The sequence below is a fragment of the Phytohabitans aurantiacus genome (assembly GCF_027923225.1).
Lineage (GTDB): Bacteria > Actinomycetota > Actinomycetes > Mycobacteriales > Micromonosporaceae > Phytohabitans > Phytohabitans aurantiacus.
Genome location: NZ_BSDI01000076.1, coordinates 1 through 16,779, shown reverse-complemented (window position 1 = coordinate 16,779; position 16,779 = coordinate 1). Strand labels below are relative to the sequence as shown.

The 16,779-nt window shown below is 69.7% G+C and carries 15 protein-coding genes; 3 read left to right on the top strand and 12 right to left on the bottom strand.

Translation table 11 applies throughout. From position 1 onward, the window contains the following. Nucleotides 1–14: 14 nt before the first annotated feature. From QMG73_RS41825 to QMG73_RS41795, 7 genes are read right to left on the bottom strand one after another with little or no spacing between them, the layout of a single operon-like run. Nucleotides 15–848: an ABC transporter permease gene (locus QMG73_RS41825; RefSeq protein WP_281905083.1), complete on the bottom strand. Its 834-nt coding sequence runs from the start codon at nucleotides 846–848 to the stop codon at nucleotides 15–17. Beyond that, on the bottom strand, nucleotides 845–1,669 hold the full coding sequence (locus QMG73_RS41820) for an ABC transporter ATP-binding protein (protein WP_281905082.1): 825 nt from the start codon (nucleotides 1,667–1,669) through the stop codon (nucleotides 845–847). The genes QMG73_RS41825 and QMG73_RS41820 overlap by 4 nt, the downstream gene beginning before the upstream one ends. Continuing rightward, entirely contained in the window at nucleotides 1,666–2,526 is an 861-nt protein-coding gene (locus tag QMG73_RS41815; RefSeq protein ID WP_281905079.1) for an ABC transporter permease, read from the bottom strand. Before QMG73_RS41815 ends, QMG73_RS41820 begins: the two co-directional genes overlap by 4 nt. Then, the gene (locus QMG73_RS41810; protein ID WP_281905077.1) at nucleotides 2,523–3,548 is read right to left on the bottom strand and encodes a TIGR03842 family LLM class F420-dependent oxidoreductase; all 1,026 of its coding nucleotides are present in this window, start codon (nucleotides 3,546–3,548) and stop codon (nucleotides 2,523–2,525) included. Before QMG73_RS41810 ends, QMG73_RS41815 begins: the two co-directional genes overlap by 4 nt. Next, the gene (locus QMG73_RS41805) at nucleotides 3,545–5,014 is read right to left on the bottom strand and encodes a CoA-acylating methylmalonate-semialdehyde dehydrogenase (RefSeq protein ID WP_281905074.1); all 1,470 of its coding nucleotides are present in this window, start codon (nucleotides 5,012–5,014) and stop codon (nucleotides 3,545–3,547) included. Before QMG73_RS41805 ends, QMG73_RS41810 begins: the two co-directional genes overlap by 4 nt. A gap of 5 nt (nucleotides 5,015–5,019) precedes the next feature. Beyond that, entirely contained in the window at nucleotides 5,020–6,417 is a 1,398-nt protein-coding gene (gene hydA / locus QMG73_RS41800) for a dihydropyrimidinase (RefSeq protein ID WP_281905072.1), read from the bottom strand. Nucleotides 6,418–6,429: 12 nt separating this feature from the next. Further along, nucleotides 6,430–7,269 (bottom strand): nitrilase-related carbon-nitrogen hydrolase, encoded by an 840-nt coding sequence (locus QMG73_RS41795; protein WP_281905069.1) that lies wholly within the window; start codon nucleotides 7,267–7,269, stop codon nucleotides 6,430–6,432. Nucleotides 7,270–7,383: 114 nt separating this feature from the next. On the opposite strand from QMG73_RS41795, the gene QMG73_RS41790 reads away from it, so the two are divergent. Further along, nucleotides 7,384–8,754, top strand: a complete 1,371-nt coding sequence (locus QMG73_RS41790; RefSeq protein WP_281905067.1) for an aminotransferase class I/II-fold pyridoxal phosphate-dependent enzyme — start codon at nucleotides 7,384–7,386, stop codon at nucleotides 8,752–8,754. A gap of 70 nt (nucleotides 8,755–8,824) precedes the next feature. Here the strand turns inward: QMG73_RS41790 and QMG73_RS41785 are convergent, their stop codons facing one another. Next, a complete protein-coding gene (locus QMG73_RS41785; protein ID WP_281905065.1) occupies nucleotides 8,825–10,066 on the bottom strand; it encodes a hypothetical protein in 1,242 nt (413 codons plus the stop codon). A 103-nt stretch (nucleotides 10,067–10,169) separates the two neighbouring features. On the opposite strand from QMG73_RS41785, the gene QMG73_RS41780 reads away from it, so the two are divergent. Further along, nucleotides 10,170–10,856, top strand: coding sequence for a class I SAM-dependent methyltransferase (locus QMG73_RS41780; RefSeq protein WP_281905063.1), 687 nt, complete (start codon nucleotides 10,170–10,172; stop codon nucleotides 10,854–10,856). Nucleotides 10,857–10,909: 53 nt separating this feature from the next. Here QMG73_RS41780 and QMG73_RS41775 read toward each other — a convergent pair whose 3' ends face one another. The 3 genes from QMG73_RS41775 to QMG73_RS41765 form a co-directional block, all read right to left on the bottom strand. After that, nucleotides 10,910–11,203: a signal peptidase I gene (locus QMG73_RS41775; RefSeq protein WP_309299599.1), complete on the bottom strand. Its 294-nt coding sequence runs from the start codon at nucleotides 11,201–11,203 to the stop codon at nucleotides 10,910–10,912. Nucleotides 11,204–11,299: 96 nt separating this feature from the next. Continuing rightward, the gene (locus QMG73_RS41770) at nucleotides 11,300–12,364 is read right to left on the bottom strand and encodes a lytic polysaccharide monooxygenase auxiliary activity family 9 protein (protein WP_281905061.1); all 1,065 of its coding nucleotides are present in this window, start codon (nucleotides 12,362–12,364) and stop codon (nucleotides 11,300–11,302) included. Between the two features lie 219 nt (nucleotides 12,365–12,583). Next, on the bottom strand, nucleotides 12,584–13,996 hold the full coding sequence (locus tag QMG73_RS41765) for an LVIVD repeat-containing protein (protein ID WP_281905059.1): 1,413 nt from the start codon (nucleotides 13,994–13,996) through the stop codon (nucleotides 12,584–12,586). Nucleotides 13,997–14,117: 121 nt separating this feature from the next. Here QMG73_RS41765 and QMG73_RS41760 point away from each other — a divergent pair, with 121 nt between their 5' ends. Next, a complete protein-coding gene (locus QMG73_RS41760; RefSeq protein ID WP_281905139.1) occupies nucleotides 14,118–14,789 on the top strand; it encodes a DUF305 domain-containing protein in 672 nt (223 codons plus the stop codon). Nucleotides 14,790–15,610: 821 nt separating this feature from the next. Here the strand turns inward: QMG73_RS41760 and QMG73_RS41755 are convergent. Then, nucleotides 15,611–16,384 carry a hypothetical protein gene (locus tag QMG73_RS41755; protein WP_281905057.1) on the bottom strand — a complete coding sequence of 258 codons (774 nt, stop codon included), beginning with the start codon at nucleotides 16,382–16,384 and terminating at the stop codon, nucleotides 15,611–15,613. Nucleotides 16,385–16,779 lie beyond the last annotated feature (395 nt).

Genomic DNA, 16,779 nt, shown 5'->3' with positions numbered 1-16,779 from the left:
CCTCCATTGGTTAGTTATCTGGAACGCCGCCACGGTGTGGCGAGCCGCTCCAATCCGAGCGAGACGGCGTAGAAGACCAAGCCGAGAACGCACGCGCCGACCACGAAGGCCCACGCGCGGGGGTACGCGGTGTTGGACGCCGCCGAGGTGATGCGGGAGCCGAGGCCGTCCTGCAGACCGCCGAAGTACTCCGCGACCACCGCCGCGATCACCGCCAGGGAGGACGCCTGGCGTAGACCGGTGAAGACGAAGGGAAGCGCGCCGGGCAGCCGTACCAGACGGGTGAACGTCCAGCCGCCGGCGGCGTAGCTGTCCATGAGCTCGCGGTGGGTCGGGTTGACCTCGCGGAGCCCGCGCAGCGTGTTGATGAAGACCGGGAAGAACACCACGATCGAGACGACCACGCGGCGGGGGATGCTGCTGGTCGAGTCGAACATGTTGTTGAGGATCGGGGCGAGCGCGATGATCGGCAGCGCGTTGAGGGCGGCCGCGACGGGGATCGACACCTCACCGAGCAGCCGGAAGCGGCTCGCCGCCATTGCACCGAGGATGCCCACGACAGCGCCCGCGATCAGCCCGACGAATGCGTTGGCACCGGTGGCGAGACCGGTCTGCCAGATCACCGAGCGGCTGAGCCAGAATTGCTCCCAGATCGCCGACGGCGCGGGCAGGATGAACGGCGCGATCCGCCCGGCCTTGACGATCAGCTCCCACAGCGCCAGGCCGCCGATCCCCACGATCAGCGGCGGCAGCAGGCCGCGCAGGAAGCCGCGCGAGCGCCGCTGGCGGCCCACCACGACGGGCGCGGTCGGATCGGCCGCGGCGATCTTGTCGACGGCCGCGGTCACGAGGCCGTCACCTCCGCCGACGCTGACGACGACGCGGACGGGGACGACGACGTGGGCGCGGGGGTACCGCGGAGGGCGCGCCGGACCTTGGTGATGCCGGCGAAGAAGCCCGCGGACTGCCGGGTCGCCTCGGAGCGCGGCCCCAGGTCGATCTCGATGACGTCGGTGATCCGGCCGGGGCGCGGCGACATCACCACGACGCGGTCGGACAGGTACACCGCCTCCGGGATCGAGTGCGTCACGAAGATCGTGCTGGTGCCGGTCTGCGCGCAGATGCGCAGCAGCTCGTCCTGAAGGCGCTCTCGGGTCATTTCGTCGAGCGCACCGAACGGTTCGTCCATCAAAAGCAGCAGAGGATGTACCGCGAGCGCCCGAGCGATTGCCACGCGCTGCTGCATGCCGCCGGACAGTTGCGCCGGGTAGTGCCCCGTGAAGTCGGCGAGCCCGACAAGCTCGAGCATCTCCTCGGCGCGCCGCTTCCGCTCCCGCCGGCCGGTGCCGCGCAACTCCAGGGGCAACTCGACGTTGCGCAGCACGGTGCGCCACTCGAAGAGCCCGGCCTGCTGGAACGCGATGCCGTACTCCTGGTCGAGCCGCGCCTTGCGAGCCGGCTTGCCCGCCACGGTGAGCGTGCCGCTCGTGGGCTGGATCAGGTCGGCCACGAGCCGCAGCAGCGTCGACTTCCCGCATCCTGAGGGGCCGATCAGGGACACGAACTGTCCACTATCGACGGTCAGGTCGACACCGGTCAGCGCCACCACCTGGTCGGCCCGGCCAGCGTTGAAGACCTTGCCGACCCCCGACAGGGCCACCGCCGTCATACCAGTACCCTCCGTCGTCTGTTGAGCAGGAACTCAGCCGCGCCGACCAGTGCGGCCACCGCGAGGCCGAGCAGCGCCGCGCCGATCATCGCCGTGTACACCTTCGCGGGGTCGCCGGTCGCCTCTCGGGAGTACTCGATGACCAGGCGGCCGATGCCGCCGCGCGTGCCCGTGGAGATCTCACCGACGACCGCACCGACGACGGCCGCCGCACCCGCGAGCCGCAACGCCGGGAAGAGATACGGGGTACTGGCCGGCAGCCGCAGCTTGACCAGCGTGCGCCACCAGCCGGCGGCGTACGAGTGCATCAGCTCCTCGGCGATCGCGGCCGGCGAGTGCAATCCGCGGAGCATGCCGACGGCGACCGGGAAGAACGCCAGGTACGCCGCGATCGTGGCGACCGACATCCAGGGCTGCCACGGGTACGAGCCGAGCGACAGCTTGCCGCCCCAGCCGGCGATCACCGGGGCGAGCGCGATCAGCGGCACCGTCTGGGACAGGATCACGTACGGCAGCAGGCCGCGCTCGACCACCCTGAAGCGCTGCATCACGATGGCGAGGAGCAATCCGATCAGCGCTCCGACCCCGAAGCCCACCGCCACGCTGCGCAGCGTGAACAGGCACGCGTCGAGCACAACCAGCCAGATCGGGTCACCACCCGCGAGCTCCGGCTGGCCGAAGCGCTTCAGGATGTCGAGCACGTGTGGCATCGCGCTGTCGTCGGCGCGCGGCAGCACGCGTACTCCGAAGAGGCTCGCGCCGTTGTCGCTGCCGACCGCCTTGTACCCCTCCCACAGCAACGCGCCGAGCAGCAGTGCGGCGAGCGCACCGAGCACGACCCGTAACCGGCGTGTCATGTGGACACTGGGGTCGCGGCGAACTCGGGGATGATGTGCTCGCCGTACGCCGCGAGCGTGTGCTCCTTGTCGTCGTGCTGGAGGTACAGGGCGAACTGGTCGACGCCCAGCTCCTTCAGGGCGCGCAGCTTCGACAGGTGCGCCGAGATCGGGCCCAGGACGCAGAACCGGTCGACGATCTCGTCCGGTACGAAGTCGGTGTGCGTGTTGCCGGCCCGGCCGTGCTCCGAGTAGTCGTACCCCTGCCGGCCCTTGATGTAGTCGGTGAGCGCCTGCGGCACCGCGCCAGATGCTCCATACCGCCCGACGATGTCGGCCACGTGGTTGCCCACCATGCCGCCGAACCACCGCGTCTGCTCGCGCTGGTGGTCGAGGTCGTCGCCGACGTACGCGGGCGCCGCCACGCAGAACTTGATGGCGGCCGGGTCACGCCCGGCCTTCTCAGCCGCCGCCCGCACCGACGAGATCATCCACGCCGCGATGTCAGGGTCGGCGAGCTGCAGGATGTACCCGTCACCCACCTCCCCGGTCAGCGCGAGCGCCTTCGGCCCGTACGCGGCCACCCACACCTCGAGCGAGCCGTCCTTCACCCACGGGAAGTGCACCTCGGTCCCCCGGTAGGAGGCGGTGCGCCCGTTGGCGAGGTCGCGGATGACGTTGACGCACTCGCCCAGCTCCTTGACGGTGGTGGGCGGGTATCCGAGCGTGCGCAGCGCCGAGTCGCCCCGGCCGATGCCGCAGACCGTGCGGTTGCCGTACATCTCGTTGAGCGTGGCGAACAGTGACGCGGTGACGGTCCAGTCGCGGGTGCCGGGGTTCGTCACCATCGGCCCGACGACGACCCTTTCCGTTTGGGCAAGGATCTGCGAGTAGATGACGAACGGCTCCTGCCACAGCAGGTGCGAGTCGAACGTCCACACGTGACTGAACCCGGCCGCCTCGGCCTTCTTCGCCAGGTCGACCACCGCCGAGGCGGGCGGGTCGCACTGGAAGACGACGCCAATGTCCATTGTGGTCGTCACCTCACCTTCGGAAAGCCGAGGTCCACCTCGGATGTGGCTGGATCTGGCCACCGCGACGTGACCACCTTGGTGCGCGTGTAGAACTGGAGCCCTTCCGGCCCGTACATGTGCAGGTCGCCGAAGAGCGAAGCCTTCCAGCCGCCGAAGCTGTAGTACGCCACCGGCACCGGGATCGGCACGTTGACGCCGACCATCCCGCACACCGCGTCGTACTGGAAACGCCTCGCCGCGCCACCGTCGCGCGTGAAGATGGCCGTGCCGTTGCCGTACGGGTTGTCGTTGACCAGCTTCAGCGCCTCGTCGTACGTGTCGACCCGCACGACCGACAGCACCGGCCCGAAGATCTCGTCGGTGTAGAGCGGCGACGCCGTATCCACATTGTCCACAAGGGACGGGCCGAGGAAGAAACCGGGACCGTCGACCGCCGCCCGCCCATCGACGACGACCTCTCCCAGCTCAAGGTAAGAGGCCACCCGATCGCGGTGTTCCCGAGTGATGAGCGGTCCCATCTCGGAATCCGGATCGCTCGCCGGGCCGACCCGGATCTTCCCAAGGCGGGACGCGATGGCCGGTACCAGTGCGTCGCCCGCCGATCCGACCGCGACCACGACGGACACGGCCATGCACCGCTCCCCCGCCGATCCGAAGCCGGCCGAGACCGCCGCGTCGGCGGCCGCGTCCACGTCGGCGTCCGGCAGCACGACCATGTGGTTCTTCGCGCCACCGAGCGCCTGCACCCGCTTGCCCGCCCGGGTGCCGGCCTCATAGATGGCACGCGCCACCGGCGTGGAGCCCACAAAGGACAGTGCGCGCACGTCCGGGTCGGCGATGAGCGCGTCGACGGCCACCTTGTCGCCCTGCACCACGTTGAAGGCTCCGTCGGGCAGGCCGGCCCGGCGCAGCAGGTCGGCCAGGAGCAACGACACCGACGGGTCCTTCTCGCTGGGCTTGAGCACGAACGTGTTGCCCGCCACCAGCGCGTTGCAGAACATCCACATCGGCACCATGGCCGGGAAGTTGAACGGTGTGATGCCGGCGACCACCCCCAGCGGTTGCCGGATCGAGTACACGTCGACGCCGGTGGCGGCCTGCTCGCTGTATCCGCCCTTGAGCAGGTGCGGCGCGCCGGCCGCGAACTCGACGTTTTCCAGGCCCCGGGCCACCTCGCCACCCGCGTCGGCCACGGTCTTGCCGTGCTCGGAGGAGAGCAGCGACGCGATCTCCTTGCGGTTGGCGTCGACGAGGTCGCGGAACCGGAACATCACCTCGGCGCGGCGGGACAGCGACGCGGCTCGCCAACCGGGCTGCGCGTCGAGCGCCGCCCGCACCGCCGCGCGTACCTCGTCGGCCGTGGCCGCGACCACCTCGGCCTGTGTCTCGCCCGTCGCCGGGTCGTAGACGGGCAGCCTGCGGTCGCCGGCGCCGTCCACAAGAGAGCCACCGATCCAGTGCTTCACAGAGAGCATGAGCATCACACCAAATACGAAGACAGGCCGCGGCGCAGGTACCGGCCGCGCCCCTTGGCGCCGTGGTACGTGCCGTCGGACACGATTACCTCACCCCGGGAGAGCACGGTGTCGACCCTGCCGGCGATCTCGTACCCCTCGTACGCGGAGTGGTCCATGTTCATGTGGTGCGTCTCGACACTGATCCGGGTGCGCCCGTTCGGGTCGTAGAGCACGATGTCGGCGTCCGAACCGGGCGCGATGACACCCTTCTTCGGGTACAGGCCGAACATCCGGGCCGGTGTGGTCGAGATGGTCTCCACCCAGCGCTCCACCGACAGCTTGCCGTCGACCACGCCCTGGTACACGAGGTCGACCCGGTGCTCGACGCCCCCGATACCGTTCGGAATCTTCGAGAAGTCTCCGACGCCGCGTTCCTTCTGGTCCTTGAAGCAGAATGGACAGTGGTCTGTGGACACGATGGCGAGGTCGTTGCTGCGCAGGCCGCGCCACAGGTCGCGCTGGTGGCTTTCGTGCTTGCTGCGCAAGGGCGTCGAGCAGACCCACTTGGCGCCCTCGAACCCGGGCGCGCCGAGCTGGTCTTCGAGCGTCAGGTACAGGTACTGCGGGCAGGTCTCGGCGAAGACGTTGCGCCCGGCGTCGCGGGCGGCGGCCACGTGTTCGAGCGCTCGGCTCGCCGACAGATGGACTATGTACAGTGGACAATCGCGAGCCACCTCGGCGAGCGCGATGGCCCGGTGCGTGGCCTCCGCCTCCAGGGCCTCCGGCCGGGTGATGCCGTGGTAGATCGGGTCGGTCTCACCGCGCGCGAGAGCCTGCTGCACGAGCACGTCGATCGCGATGCCGTTCTCGGCGTGCATCATGATCATCGAGCCGTTGTCGCGGGCCTTCTGCATGGCGCGCAGGATCTGGCCGTCGTCGGAGTAGAACACGCCCGGATACGCCATGAAGAGCTTGAAGCTCGTGACCCCCTCGTCCGCGACGAGCTGGTCCATGGCCTTGAGCGAGTCGTCGTCGACGCCGCCGAGGATCATGTGGAACGCGTAGTCGATGTGGCAGTTGCCGTCGGCCTTGGCGTGCCAGGCGGCGAGCCCGTCCTGCACCACCTCGCCGGTGCGCTGCACCGCGAAGTCGATGATCGTCGTGGTGCCGCCGTACGCGGCCGCCCGCGTGCCGGTGTCGAACGTGTCGCTGGCCGACGTGCCGCCGAACGGCAGCTCCATGTGCGTGTGCGCGTCGATCCCACCGGGGATGACGTACTTGCCGGTGGCGTCGAGGGTCTCGACGCCTGGCCCCTGCCCCGGCGCGAAGATCGCCGCGATCGTCTCGCCGTCGACCAGTACGTCGGCCGCGATGGCACCGGTGGGGCCGATCACGGTGCCCCCGGTGATCAGCAGACTCATAAGGGTCCCCTCTCAGGGCTGGACGAGGCCGTCGTAGGCGTCCGGCCGGCGGTCGCGGTAGAACGCCCACCGGTCGCGCACCTCGGCGAGCAGGCCCAGGTCGAGGTCGCGGACGATCAGCTCGGGCTGGTGCGGGTCGCCGGTCTCGCCGACGAACTTGCCCTCGGGGTCGACGAAGTACGACGTGCCGTAGAAGTCGTTGTCGCCGAGCTCCTCGATGCCGACCCGGTTGATCGCCCCGATGAAGTACTCGTTGGCCACCGCGCTCGCCGGCTGCTCCAGCTGCCACAGGTACGCGGACAGCCCCCGGTGCGTCGCGGACGGGTTGAACACGATCGTCGCCCCGCCGAGGCCGAGCGCCCGCCAGCCCTCGGGGAAGTGCCGGTCGTAGCAGATGTACACGCCGATCCGGCCGACGGCGGTGTCGAACGTGGGGTACCCGAGGTTGCCGGGACGGAAGTAGAACTTCTCCCAGAAGCCCTTGACCTGCGGGATGTGGGTCTTGCGGTACTTGCCCAGGTACTTGCCGTCGGCGTCGACGACGGCGGCGGTGTTGTAGAGGACCCCGGGCTGCTCCTGCTCGTACATCGGCAGGACCATCACCATGCCCAGCTCGGCGGCCAGCGCCTGGAAGCGCTCGGTCGTCGGGCCGGGAATCGACTCGGCGTAGGAGTAGTACTCCTTGTCCTGCACCTGGCAGAAGTACGGCCCGTAGAAGAGCTCCTGGAAGCAGATGACCTTGGCGCCCTGCGCGGCCGCCTGCCGGGCGTACTCCTCGTGCGCCTTGATCATCGATTCCTTGTCGCCGGTCCAGTTCGTCTGCACGAGAGCGGCTCGGATAAGGTCTGCCATGATCATCTCCCGGCTTACCCTGTTGGCTTTTCGCAGCTGATGGCGTAGGACTTTAGTGACACAAGTCCAGGCGGACAATGGCCGTTTCGTAACAGCTCATTGCGGAGAAGTTACATGCTCCAGCTCATCGCCGGTGCGGTCAACGACCGTAGTGCCCGTGGCATCGCCGCCGCGGTGAGCCGCCTCGTGCACGCCGGTGAGCTGCCGCCGGGCGCCCGCCTCCCCACTGTGCGCTCGGTCGCGCAGGCGCTCGGCATCAGCCCCACGACGGTCAGCGAGGCGTGGCGGTCACTGGCGAGCGCGGGCGCGATACAGACCAGAGGACGTTCCGGCACATTCGTGACGATACCCGGCAGGCCCCGCCAGCGACTCCGATATGCCCAGCTCACCGCCGGTCCGTCCACGCTGCCGCACGACTTCTCGACCGGCGTACCCGATCACGACCTGCTCCCCGACCTCGCGCCCGCGCTGCGGCGGATGGGCGACACCCGCCTCACCACGTCGTACCTGGAGGAGCCGGTCCTGCCCCGGCTGGAGGCGGTGCTGCGCGAGCGGTGGCCGTTCCCGCCGCAGCAGCTCACGGTCGTCGACGGCGCCCTCGACGCGCTGGACCGGATCATCACCGCCACGGTGCGGCTCGGCGCGCACGTCGCCGTGGAGAACCCGACCTTCCCCCCGCTGCTCGACCTCCTGGAACAGGTCGGTGCAATCCCGGTACCCGTGACGATGGACAGCGAGGGCATTGCGCCCGATGCCCTCAGGGCGGCGCTCGCGTGCGCTCCCGTAGCGGTGCTGCTGCAACCGCGAGCGCACAACCCGACGGGCGTGTCGATGACGCCCGGGCGCGCCGCGGACCTCGCGGCCGTCCTCGCCGGGCACCCCGCGGTGATCGTCGTCGAGGACGACCACGTCGGCGACATCGCGACGGCGCCGGCGGTCTCGCTCGGCGCGCACCTGCCCGACCAGGTCCTCCACGTGCGCAGCTTCTCCAAGAGCCACGGCCCCGACCTGCGGCTCGCCGCCGTCGGCGGGCCGGGCGCGCTGATCGCGGCGGTCGCCGACCGCCGCCTGCTCGGCCCCGGCTGGTCCAGCCGGGTGCTACAAGCGGTGCTGGTCGATCTGCTCACGGACGCCGCGACCACGCGGACGGTCGAGACCGCGAGGCGGGAGTACGCCCACCGGCGCGCCCAGCTCTCGATGGCACTAGCCGAACGGGGTGTCGTGGCGGGCGCCGCCGATGGCATCAACATGTGGGTACCGGTCCGGGACGAGCAGGTCGCGCTGCTGACGCTCGCGGCGCACGGTGTCGGCGTGGCGCCCGGCGGCCCGTTTCAGGTGCGGCCGCTCGGTGATCACGTGCGGGTGACCGTGGGGCTGGTCCGGGATGGCTTCGACGACCTCGCCGACATCCTCGCCGAGGCGGCCGGCGCCCGCCACCGCGCCAGCGGCCCGCGCCCCCGCTCCCTCCACCGCGGCACCCGCTAGCCCTCTCCCGTGATCAGGGCGTCCCTCAAGTCGTTAGAGCGCCTTGAGGGACGCCCTGATCATGGGTTGGTCAGCAGGTCCAGAGCAGCAGATCCATGCCGGCGCGGTCGGAGCCGGTCGGCATGCCGTACAGGTGGCGGCCGTCGTCGCTGATCGTCATCGGGAAGCCGTTCGCCGACCCGGCCACCTCGTACACCTGCCCGTCGCGGACCACGGCGGCCGGCCCGCCACCCGGCGGCGACGTCAGCACGGCCCAACCCGCCGCGTTGACCGCCTCCGCCGGCCCGGCGCGCTCCGGCCAGGTGGTGACCGCACCGGTGGACAACTCCCAGCGGGCCGGGATGGAGGTGCTCACGTCCATCGCGACCCTCGTCGGGTTCGTTTGCGGCTTGATCGTCAAGGGCGCGTCCGTCGCGTACTGCTCGGTCGCCGCCTTGCTCAGCCAGCCGATCGCCCAGCCGCCACGGACCGCCGTCGCATGGCCCCCCGTGAACCCGGCGGGCACGTCGAGCTGCTTGGGCGTGCCGTCGGGCGTCCAGACCATCGGCCGGCCCGGCTTCGCGGACGCCTCCGACTGGGTACCACCGACAAGCGTGCCGTCTTCGGCGATGTCGCGCGGGCCGGGGTCGCCGGTCGTACGGACCTGAACGACCGAGCCCAGGTCCTCCCCCGTCCAGACCACCGTCATGGACCTCTTGGAGGTCCAGACGCCGCCGAGCACGTCGCCCCGCTCGTTGACCGCCCGCGCCGTCGCGGACCCCGGCAGCCCGGTGACCCTCAGCTCTCGCACCGCGCCGTCGCGGTAGATCCACGCGAACTCGCGGCCGTTCTCCGCCGTCGCCGAGCCCACCACCACGCCCGCCGCGTTGACGTCGCGCGCCTCTACCGTCTTCGCCCGCACGTCCAGGACCTGCGGTTTCCCGTCGGTCCACAGCACCGCGCGGGTGCTGCCATCCCGCTCGGCCACGCCACCGACCGCGTACCTGCCGGTGGGGTCCGCGGCCACGTACCCGGCGAACTCCTGGGCGTCCGGCATCGGCAGGGTCCGCACGGTGCAGTTCGTGTACGGCTTGACCGGGTCACCGGCGAGCGTGTCGATGCCGTCCGGCCCCTGCGCGGGCGGCGCGCCGAGAGCCTGTGCCAGCGCGAACGTGCCGACCATGGCCAGGGCGGTCACCCCGCCGGCCGCCGCGTACCAGCGCCGGCGCCGCACGCGCGTGCCCGCCTCCACCGCCCGTACCAGATCGACGCGGGGCGAAGGCACGTTGGCGCTCTCCAGCGCCACGCGCACGTCCTGCGCCCTGTTGTCCATGTCGTTCCTCCTGAAGCCCTCGCAACCTTGACGGGTACGCCGGGTAAGTCGGTTGCGTCCGACCTGCGATTCGACCAGGGTCGCTGCCATGGGGAATCAATGGATGTTGGATGAGCTGGCGCACGCGGGGCCGGAGCATCTCGATCCGGAGTTCGTGGCCGGATACGACCGCAAGCAGGGCATGCCGGACGCGTCGGTCGAGCTGGCGGCGCTGCGCGCTGCCGGGGTGCCCGCCGAAGCGACCGTGGTCGACCTGGGTGCGGGCACGGGACGGCTGGCGATGGCGGCTGCCCGCGAGTTCCGGCGCGTCATCGCCGTCGACGTGTCACAGGCGATGCTCGACCACATGGCGCGCGCGGCTGACGGCCTCACCAATCTGGTGCTGGTACGGGGCGGCTTCCTCAGCTACCGCCACGTGGGCGCGCCCGCCGACGCGGTGGTGACCCGGCACGCGCTCCATCAGCTGCCAGACTTCTGGAAGGCCGTGGCCCTGGACCGGATCGCGAAGATCCTGCGGCCCGGCGGCGTCCTGCGGTTGCGCGACCTGATCTACGACTTCCAGCCGTCCGAGGCCGAGGAGATCTTCGAGCGCTGGTTCGCGGGCGCTGCCAGCGATCCTGAGGCCGGGTACACCGCCGACGACTACGCCGAGCACATCCGCACCGAGCACAGCACGTTCCGCTGGCTGCTGGAGCCGATGCTGGACGCGGCCGGGTTCGACGTGGTGGAGGCGGAGTTCCCGCACCCGTGTTACGGCTCCTACACCTGCGTGCTGCGCGGCACCGCATAGCCGGGGACGGAGGGCCACCGCACCGTCAGGACGATGGACGCCTCCTCGGCGTACTAGGAGTGGTCGACGCCCGGCCCCCAGATGATGTAGTCGCCCTGCTTGGACAGCATCACCTCGCGGTCGGGCAGGTCGACGCGGAACCGGCCGCTGATCAGCACCAGCAGGGCGGTGCGCGTCTCACCGGTCGCCCATTGCGCCCGCTGGTCGCCTGGCGGGTGGACACCCCACTTGATCTCAAGGTCGGTGCTGTGCCGGATGTCGCCGTCCGGCTTGAAGTACCCGAGGAGCCAACCCGCGTCCAAGGCCCCGTCGACGCTCGCGTTGCCCACGTAGACGCTCTCTGCCACGGTCGCCGACGCTAGCACCTGCGCAAACCCCCAGTGATCAGGGCGTCCCTCAAGTAGTCCTAACGACTTGAGGGACGCCCTGATCATGAAAGGAGATCAACTACACGCGGCACCGTTCAGCTTGATCGCTGTCGGCCCCGGTGCGCCGCTGCTCACGAACCCGATCGTGACCGAGCCTCCGGCCGCGAGCGACTGGCCCCAACTCGGTGCGGCGGCGGTGACCGTCGTGCCGCTCTGGGTCACGGTCGCGTTCCAGCCGCTGTTGATCGTCGCGCCGGCGGGCATCGTCCAGCTCGCCGTCCACGGGCTCACCGCCGAGGTGCCGTTGTTACGGACGGTGACCTCGGCCTGGAAGCCGCCCGACCACGAGCTGACCGTCTTCACCGTGCCGGTGCACGCCCCGCTGGGAGCGGGCGTGGTCGGTCCGGTGGTCGGCGGGGTGGTGGGAGGTGTCGTGGGAGGGGTGGTCGGCGGGGTCGTGGGCGGGGTGCCCCCACCGAACTGCACGTCGACGCAGTTGTAGAACGCCTCCGGGCTGTCGGAGCGCTGCCAGATCGAGTAGATGATGTGGCGGCCCGACTTGTTGGGCAGGCGGGCGTTCCAGTAGTACTCCGAACCCGACGTGCCGCTCTTGGTCGGCGGGTTGGTGACCGTGTCGAACGGCGCGTCTTCCAGGTCGGACCACTTCAGCGGCTGGGTCGGGTCGAACCCGTCCTTGGTGATGTACTGCGTCCAGGTGCCCGGGTGCGGCGCCCACGCGTTGTACCGGAACTCCATCGTGGAGTTGGCCTGCAGCTGGGTGACGGGCCAGTCGGTGCGGGCCATGTTGTACGCCGCGTACTTCGTGGAGCCGGCGCCGCAGAGCTGCCCGTCCGGGATGAGCTCCCGGTGACGGCCGGCCGCCTGGCTGATCAGTACCGCGTAGAAGTCCCACAGCGGCTGCTTGCCGCCCTGTGCGACCGCCGCGACGCAGGCGGGGTTGGTGGGGTTGATATCGCCGCCTCCACCCGCCAGCCCGTCGCGGTAGCACTGGTAGGTGCGGGTGGCCGGCGACACGAAGGCACCGTGCGCCTGCGCCGGGGAGGAGTTCACCAGAAGCGGCAGGCCACTGCCCAGTACGGCGGCCGCGGCGAACACCGCCAACCTGCGTTTCGCTCTCACTTGGGGTTCCCTTTCGTACAGCTACGGGGCATCAAAAGCAGGGACGGCGCCGATCCGGGGGCGTTGCCTCTCACGCCCGAGCCCGGTGCGCCGTCGCGGTAGAAAGGGCCACTCGCAGCCGCCACGCGGAGATCATTCAATCACGAGTACGAATATCTCCGCAAACGACCAAGCCCGGCCTCCGCGCGGAGGCCGGGCTTGGATCGGGGTGTCTTTTTGTCAGTACGCCGTCTGCGTCTGAGCGTTCAGCTGGCCGAGCCTGACCTGCTCCGCGCCCCACAGCCGGGAGTCGTTGACCTCCAGGACGTCGAGCCCCTTCTGGTCGTTCGAGAAGATGAACCCGTTGTAGTAGTACGCGGACCAGGCACCACCGAACGTCGGCGTGTCGGCGTTGACCGGGCCCCGCTCCCAGAAGGCGATCTCCTTGGGCTTCGCCGAGTTGGTGAAGTCCCACACCGAGATGCCACCCTGGTACCAGGCCTGGACCATGATGTCGCGGCCGGGCACCGGGATCAGCGAGCCGTTGTGCGCCACGCAGTTCTCGGTGTCCGCGTTCGTCCGCGGAATCTTGTAGTAGCTCTTGAAGACCAGGTGCCGGTTGTCGCCCCGACCCTGGATGTTGTAGATCGCGTCGGCGCCCTTGTCGGGACCCACCGTGTCGTTGCACTCCGCGCCGACGCCGCCGCCCAGCTCGTCCGTGAAGACGACCTTGTTGCCGGCGTTGTTGAACGTCGCCGAGTGCCAGAACGCGAAGTTCACCGTGTCGCGGATGCGGTCGAGCACGCGCGGCGCTTCGGGCTTGCTGATGTCGAACAGCAGGCCGTCACCCATGCAGGCGCCCGCGGCCAGGTTGAGCGCCGGGTACGCGGTGATGTCGTGGCAGCCGGTGGTCTCGAAGCTGTAGTTGTCGGTGCCGTTGCCGCCGTCCGGGAAGAGGTTCGGCGTGCCCACGACCGCGGCCTCGGTCGGCGCCTTGACCGGCACCTTGATGATCGAGATCAGGTCGTGCGGCTTCTGGCAGTCCGGGAAGGTGTCGTCCGGGAAGTACGACGAGACGTACACGTACACGGACTTGCGGTCCTTGCCTGGCACCAGGGTGTGGGTGTGCGAACCACACTTCGTCTCGACAGACTTGACGTAGACCGGGTGGGCCTTGTCGCTGATGTCGAAGATCTTGATGCCCTCCCACGACTCCTTGATCGTGGCCGACTGGCCCACGCTGCTGCAGGAGTCGTTGTTGCGAGAGGAGTCGGTCGACAGGAACAGCAGGTCACCGTGGACGGAGATGTCGTTCTGACCGCCCGGGCAGAGCACCTGCGAAACAAGCTGCGGCTTGCGCGGCTTGCTGATGTCGTAGATCGCGATGCCGTTGTAGTTGCCGGCATAGGCGTACTTGCCCTGGAACGCGATGTCGGAGTTGACCCCCGTCGCGAGGGGCCCCTCCTTCGGCAGGTTGGCCACCTGCCGGATGTTGGGGCTGCTGACGATCTCGTCGACGCCCGGGATCTCGTCGGCAGCCGGTGCGTGGGCGCTGGTTGGTGCGGAAAGCGCGGCGCCCACGAGGGTGAGAGCGGTCGCGGCAACCGCGAATATCCTCAGTCGCCGCAACCCTTGTGAGGTCGTGATGCTCATTGGCGATTCCCCGTTCGAAAGGCAAAGGAGCGTGTCGACACCTTACCGACGCATCGTAACCATCGATGTGACCTGCGTCACTTTGACGGATATGAGCAGCGGTTACGCTCGTCGGGTGTCGATGAATAGGCGGGGGTACATGATCGCGGGCGTCGTCGCGATCACGATCGTCACCGCCGCGGTCGCGTTTGGACTCCGCGGATCCGACGCTTCGCCCGACGCTTCCGCCTCGCCGTCCCCCACCTCATCTCCGGTACCGGTCATCGTCCCCGGCCGCCCCGGCGAATCCGCCTCGGTCGTACCGTCCGACAGGCTGAAGGCGCCGGACGGCAGCACGTACAACTCCCTCGACGTATGGTTCGTGCGGATGATGATCCCGCACCACCAGCAGGCCCTGGAGATCGCCGCGATGGCGCCGGAGCGCGCGAAGAACCCGCAGATCAAGGCGGTAGCCTCGCGCATCACGGCCGCACAGGGCCCCGAGATCGACGCGTTCCGCGCCTGGCTGTCCGCCCGCGGCCTGCCCGAAAAGCCCGACGAGGCCGGCCACGACCACGCCGGCATGCGCGGCATGCAGCCGCCGGAGGCGATGCGAGGCTTGGCAACACTGAACGGCGACATGTTCGACAAGGTCTTCGTCGACATGCTCGTGTCCCACCACCAGGGCGCGGTATCAATGTGCACCGACCTGCTGAAGGTAGGCGCCGACGAACGTTTGGGCGAGCTAGCGACGGGCATAGCCGCCGAACAACAAGCCGAAATCGGCCGCATGCGCGACATCCTCAACCCCTAACAGTCCCGCCGCGCCCGCCTCACCCGCCGCCCGGCCCGCCGCGCCCGCCTCACCCGCTGCCCACCCCGCCGCGCCCGGCTCACCCGCCGCGCCCGCTGCCCGCCCGCACGTCCCGGCCCGCCTCGCCGGCCCGGTCCGCGTCACCCACCTGGCCCGCCCGGCCCGTCCCGCCCGTCGACCAAGAAGCCCTGGCCCTCCGGGCCACCCACAGGTGGGCGAAAGAGGGGGCAACCCAGCCCGCCCGTCCCCTCCCCCGACGCCACCGCCCGCCCATGACGGCGTGTCGCCACGCCCCGCTCCCCTGCCGCCGATCAAGGGCGAATGCACGTGGTTGGATCTCTTCTCCGCGCACGTCCGCCCCCCAGGCCAGCCCGGCACGGCGTGTCGCCACGCCGTGCACGCCGATCAAGGGCAAATACACGCGGTTCGATCTCAATTCCGCGTGCATCCGCCCTTGATCCATGCGAATGCCCTTGATCGGCGGCGCCGGGTCTCGGACGCTGCGCCACCACCGACCCCCACAGCCAGCGTCGCGCGCCGCGACGACGTTCACAGCTCGCCGCGCAAACGGCGACCTTGCCACCTGGCCGCGCCCGCAACTCAACGGCGCTGCGTCCTTGAACGACAAAGCCCGTCCGCGGCAGCCTGGTCTCACACCGGCCGACGGGCAGACGGACGCCGCCTTCGGCCGCGCCAGCTCAGCTCGCTCGGCCGGGCCGCGCGCGAGCCGCGCAATGTGACGACGGCGCGTTCTCGACCCTCAGACACACGGCCGCGAGTGGCGATCAACGACATCTGCGCCGGGCCGCGGGCTTGCGGCGTCAGCAGCCGACGCGCGCCGTGGCCAGGGTGATGTCGTCGTACCAGACGTCGTACGCACTCGGCGTCGGGTCACCCTGATACAGCTGCCAGCCGATCTTTACCGTGTCGAAGCGCGGGAAGACGAAGTCGACCGGGTTGCCACCGTGCTCCGTGGTCGTGACGGTGAGGTCGGGCTGGGGCACACCGTCGATCCACACCGAAATCCGGTTGTCGCTGGCGTCTGCCTCCCACTCGACGCACTGCCACCGGCCGGCGACCGACGGGGCGGACTCGCGCCAGTTGGTCCAGTCGCCGGTGGGTCCCCCGTCAGCACCCACGCCCCACAGCGCTTTGTCCACAGTGGGCACGTACTGCCCACCGAGCGGCCGAACGATCTCCGCACCCTGCCCGGTAGCCTCGATCAGCGTGTAGTGCGCCCAGTCCGGCGCGCTCGGAAACGCGGCGACCCGCACCCGTACCCGCCCAAAGAAGCTGTTGCCCGGCGCGGCGAAGTCGTCGACCTTGAGGAAGGCGCGCCCGTTCTCCTGGGTGCGCACGCGCAGCACCTTGCCGGCACCGCGCCGCTCCACGGTCAACGCCCCATGCTTGGTGTCGATGCCCCACTTCAGGCTCGCCGCGCCGCCGATGGGCAGCCGCTCGAAGTCTTCGCAGAACAGCGCGGTCGCCTGGCGAGCGCACTCGCCCCGGCCCGCACCGCTGGCACCGGCGCTCGCCGGCACCGCCCCCGACATGACCATCACCGCGACAGCGCCCAGCGCCAATCCCCTCAACACAACGACATCCTTGCATACATCAATGCAGTGCTGCCGACCCGTCCCGCAACCCGCCCGGGCACCCGACCGCCGACCACCCGCCACACCGCCACACGCCACACGCCACACGCCACACGCCACACGCCACACGCCACCGAGGAGCCTGCACCGCTAGCCGCCGCCCGCCGACCAGATTGTCCCGATCAGCGCAGCGGATCTCTCGGGCTGTGTGCATCTGTTGCTGCTGGAGCAGCAACAGATGCACACAGCCCACCCGGGCCGCACAGACACCACGCCAGATCTTGGCGCTGGACCGTCGCTGTGGCGGTTTCAAGATCTGGCTGCAACACCCACGTTTCTGCAGGTAGGAGTGGGTTGTGGCAGAGAGATTGTCCGCGTTGGAGCGGGAACGGATC

Coding starts and splice junctions, on each gene's coding strand:
- QMG73_RS41790 (WP_281905067.1), top strand. CDS start 7,384: ATGCTCCAGCTCATCGCCGGTGCGGTCAACGACCGTAGTGCCCGTGGC.
- hydA (WP_281905072.1), bottom strand. CDS start 6,417: ATGAGTCTGCTGATCACCGGGGGCACCGTGATCGGCCCCACCGGTGCC.
- QMG73_RS41820 (WP_281905082.1), bottom strand. CDS start 1,669: ATGACGGCGGTGGCCCTGTCGGGGGTCGGCAAGGTCTTCAACGCTGGC.
- QMG73_RS41785 (WP_281905065.1), bottom strand. CDS start 10,066: ATGGACAACAGGGCGCAGGACGTGCGCGTGGCGCTGGAGAGCGCCAAC.
- QMG73_RS41795 (WP_281905069.1), bottom strand. CDS start 7,269: ATGGCAGACCTTATCCGAGCCGCTCTCGTGCAGACGAACTGGACCGGC.
- QMG73_RS41765 (WP_281905059.1), bottom strand. CDS start 13,996: ATGAGCATCACGACCTCACAAGGGTTGCGGCGACTGAGGATATTCGCG.
- QMG73_RS41805 (WP_281905074.1), bottom strand. CDS start 5,014: ATGCTCTCTGTGAAGCACTGGATCGGTGGCTCTCTTGTGGACGGCGCC.
- QMG73_RS41760 (WP_281905139.1), top strand. CDS start 14,118: ATGAATAGGCGGGGGTACATGATCGCGGGCGTCGTCGCGATCACGATC.
- QMG73_RS41780 (WP_281905063.1), top strand. CDS start 10,170: ATGTTGGATGAGCTGGCGCACGCGGGGCCGGAGCATCTCGATCCGGAG.
- QMG73_RS41815 (WP_281905079.1), bottom strand. CDS start 2,526: ATGACACGCCGGTTACGGGTCGTGCTCGGTGCGCTCGCCGCACTGCTG.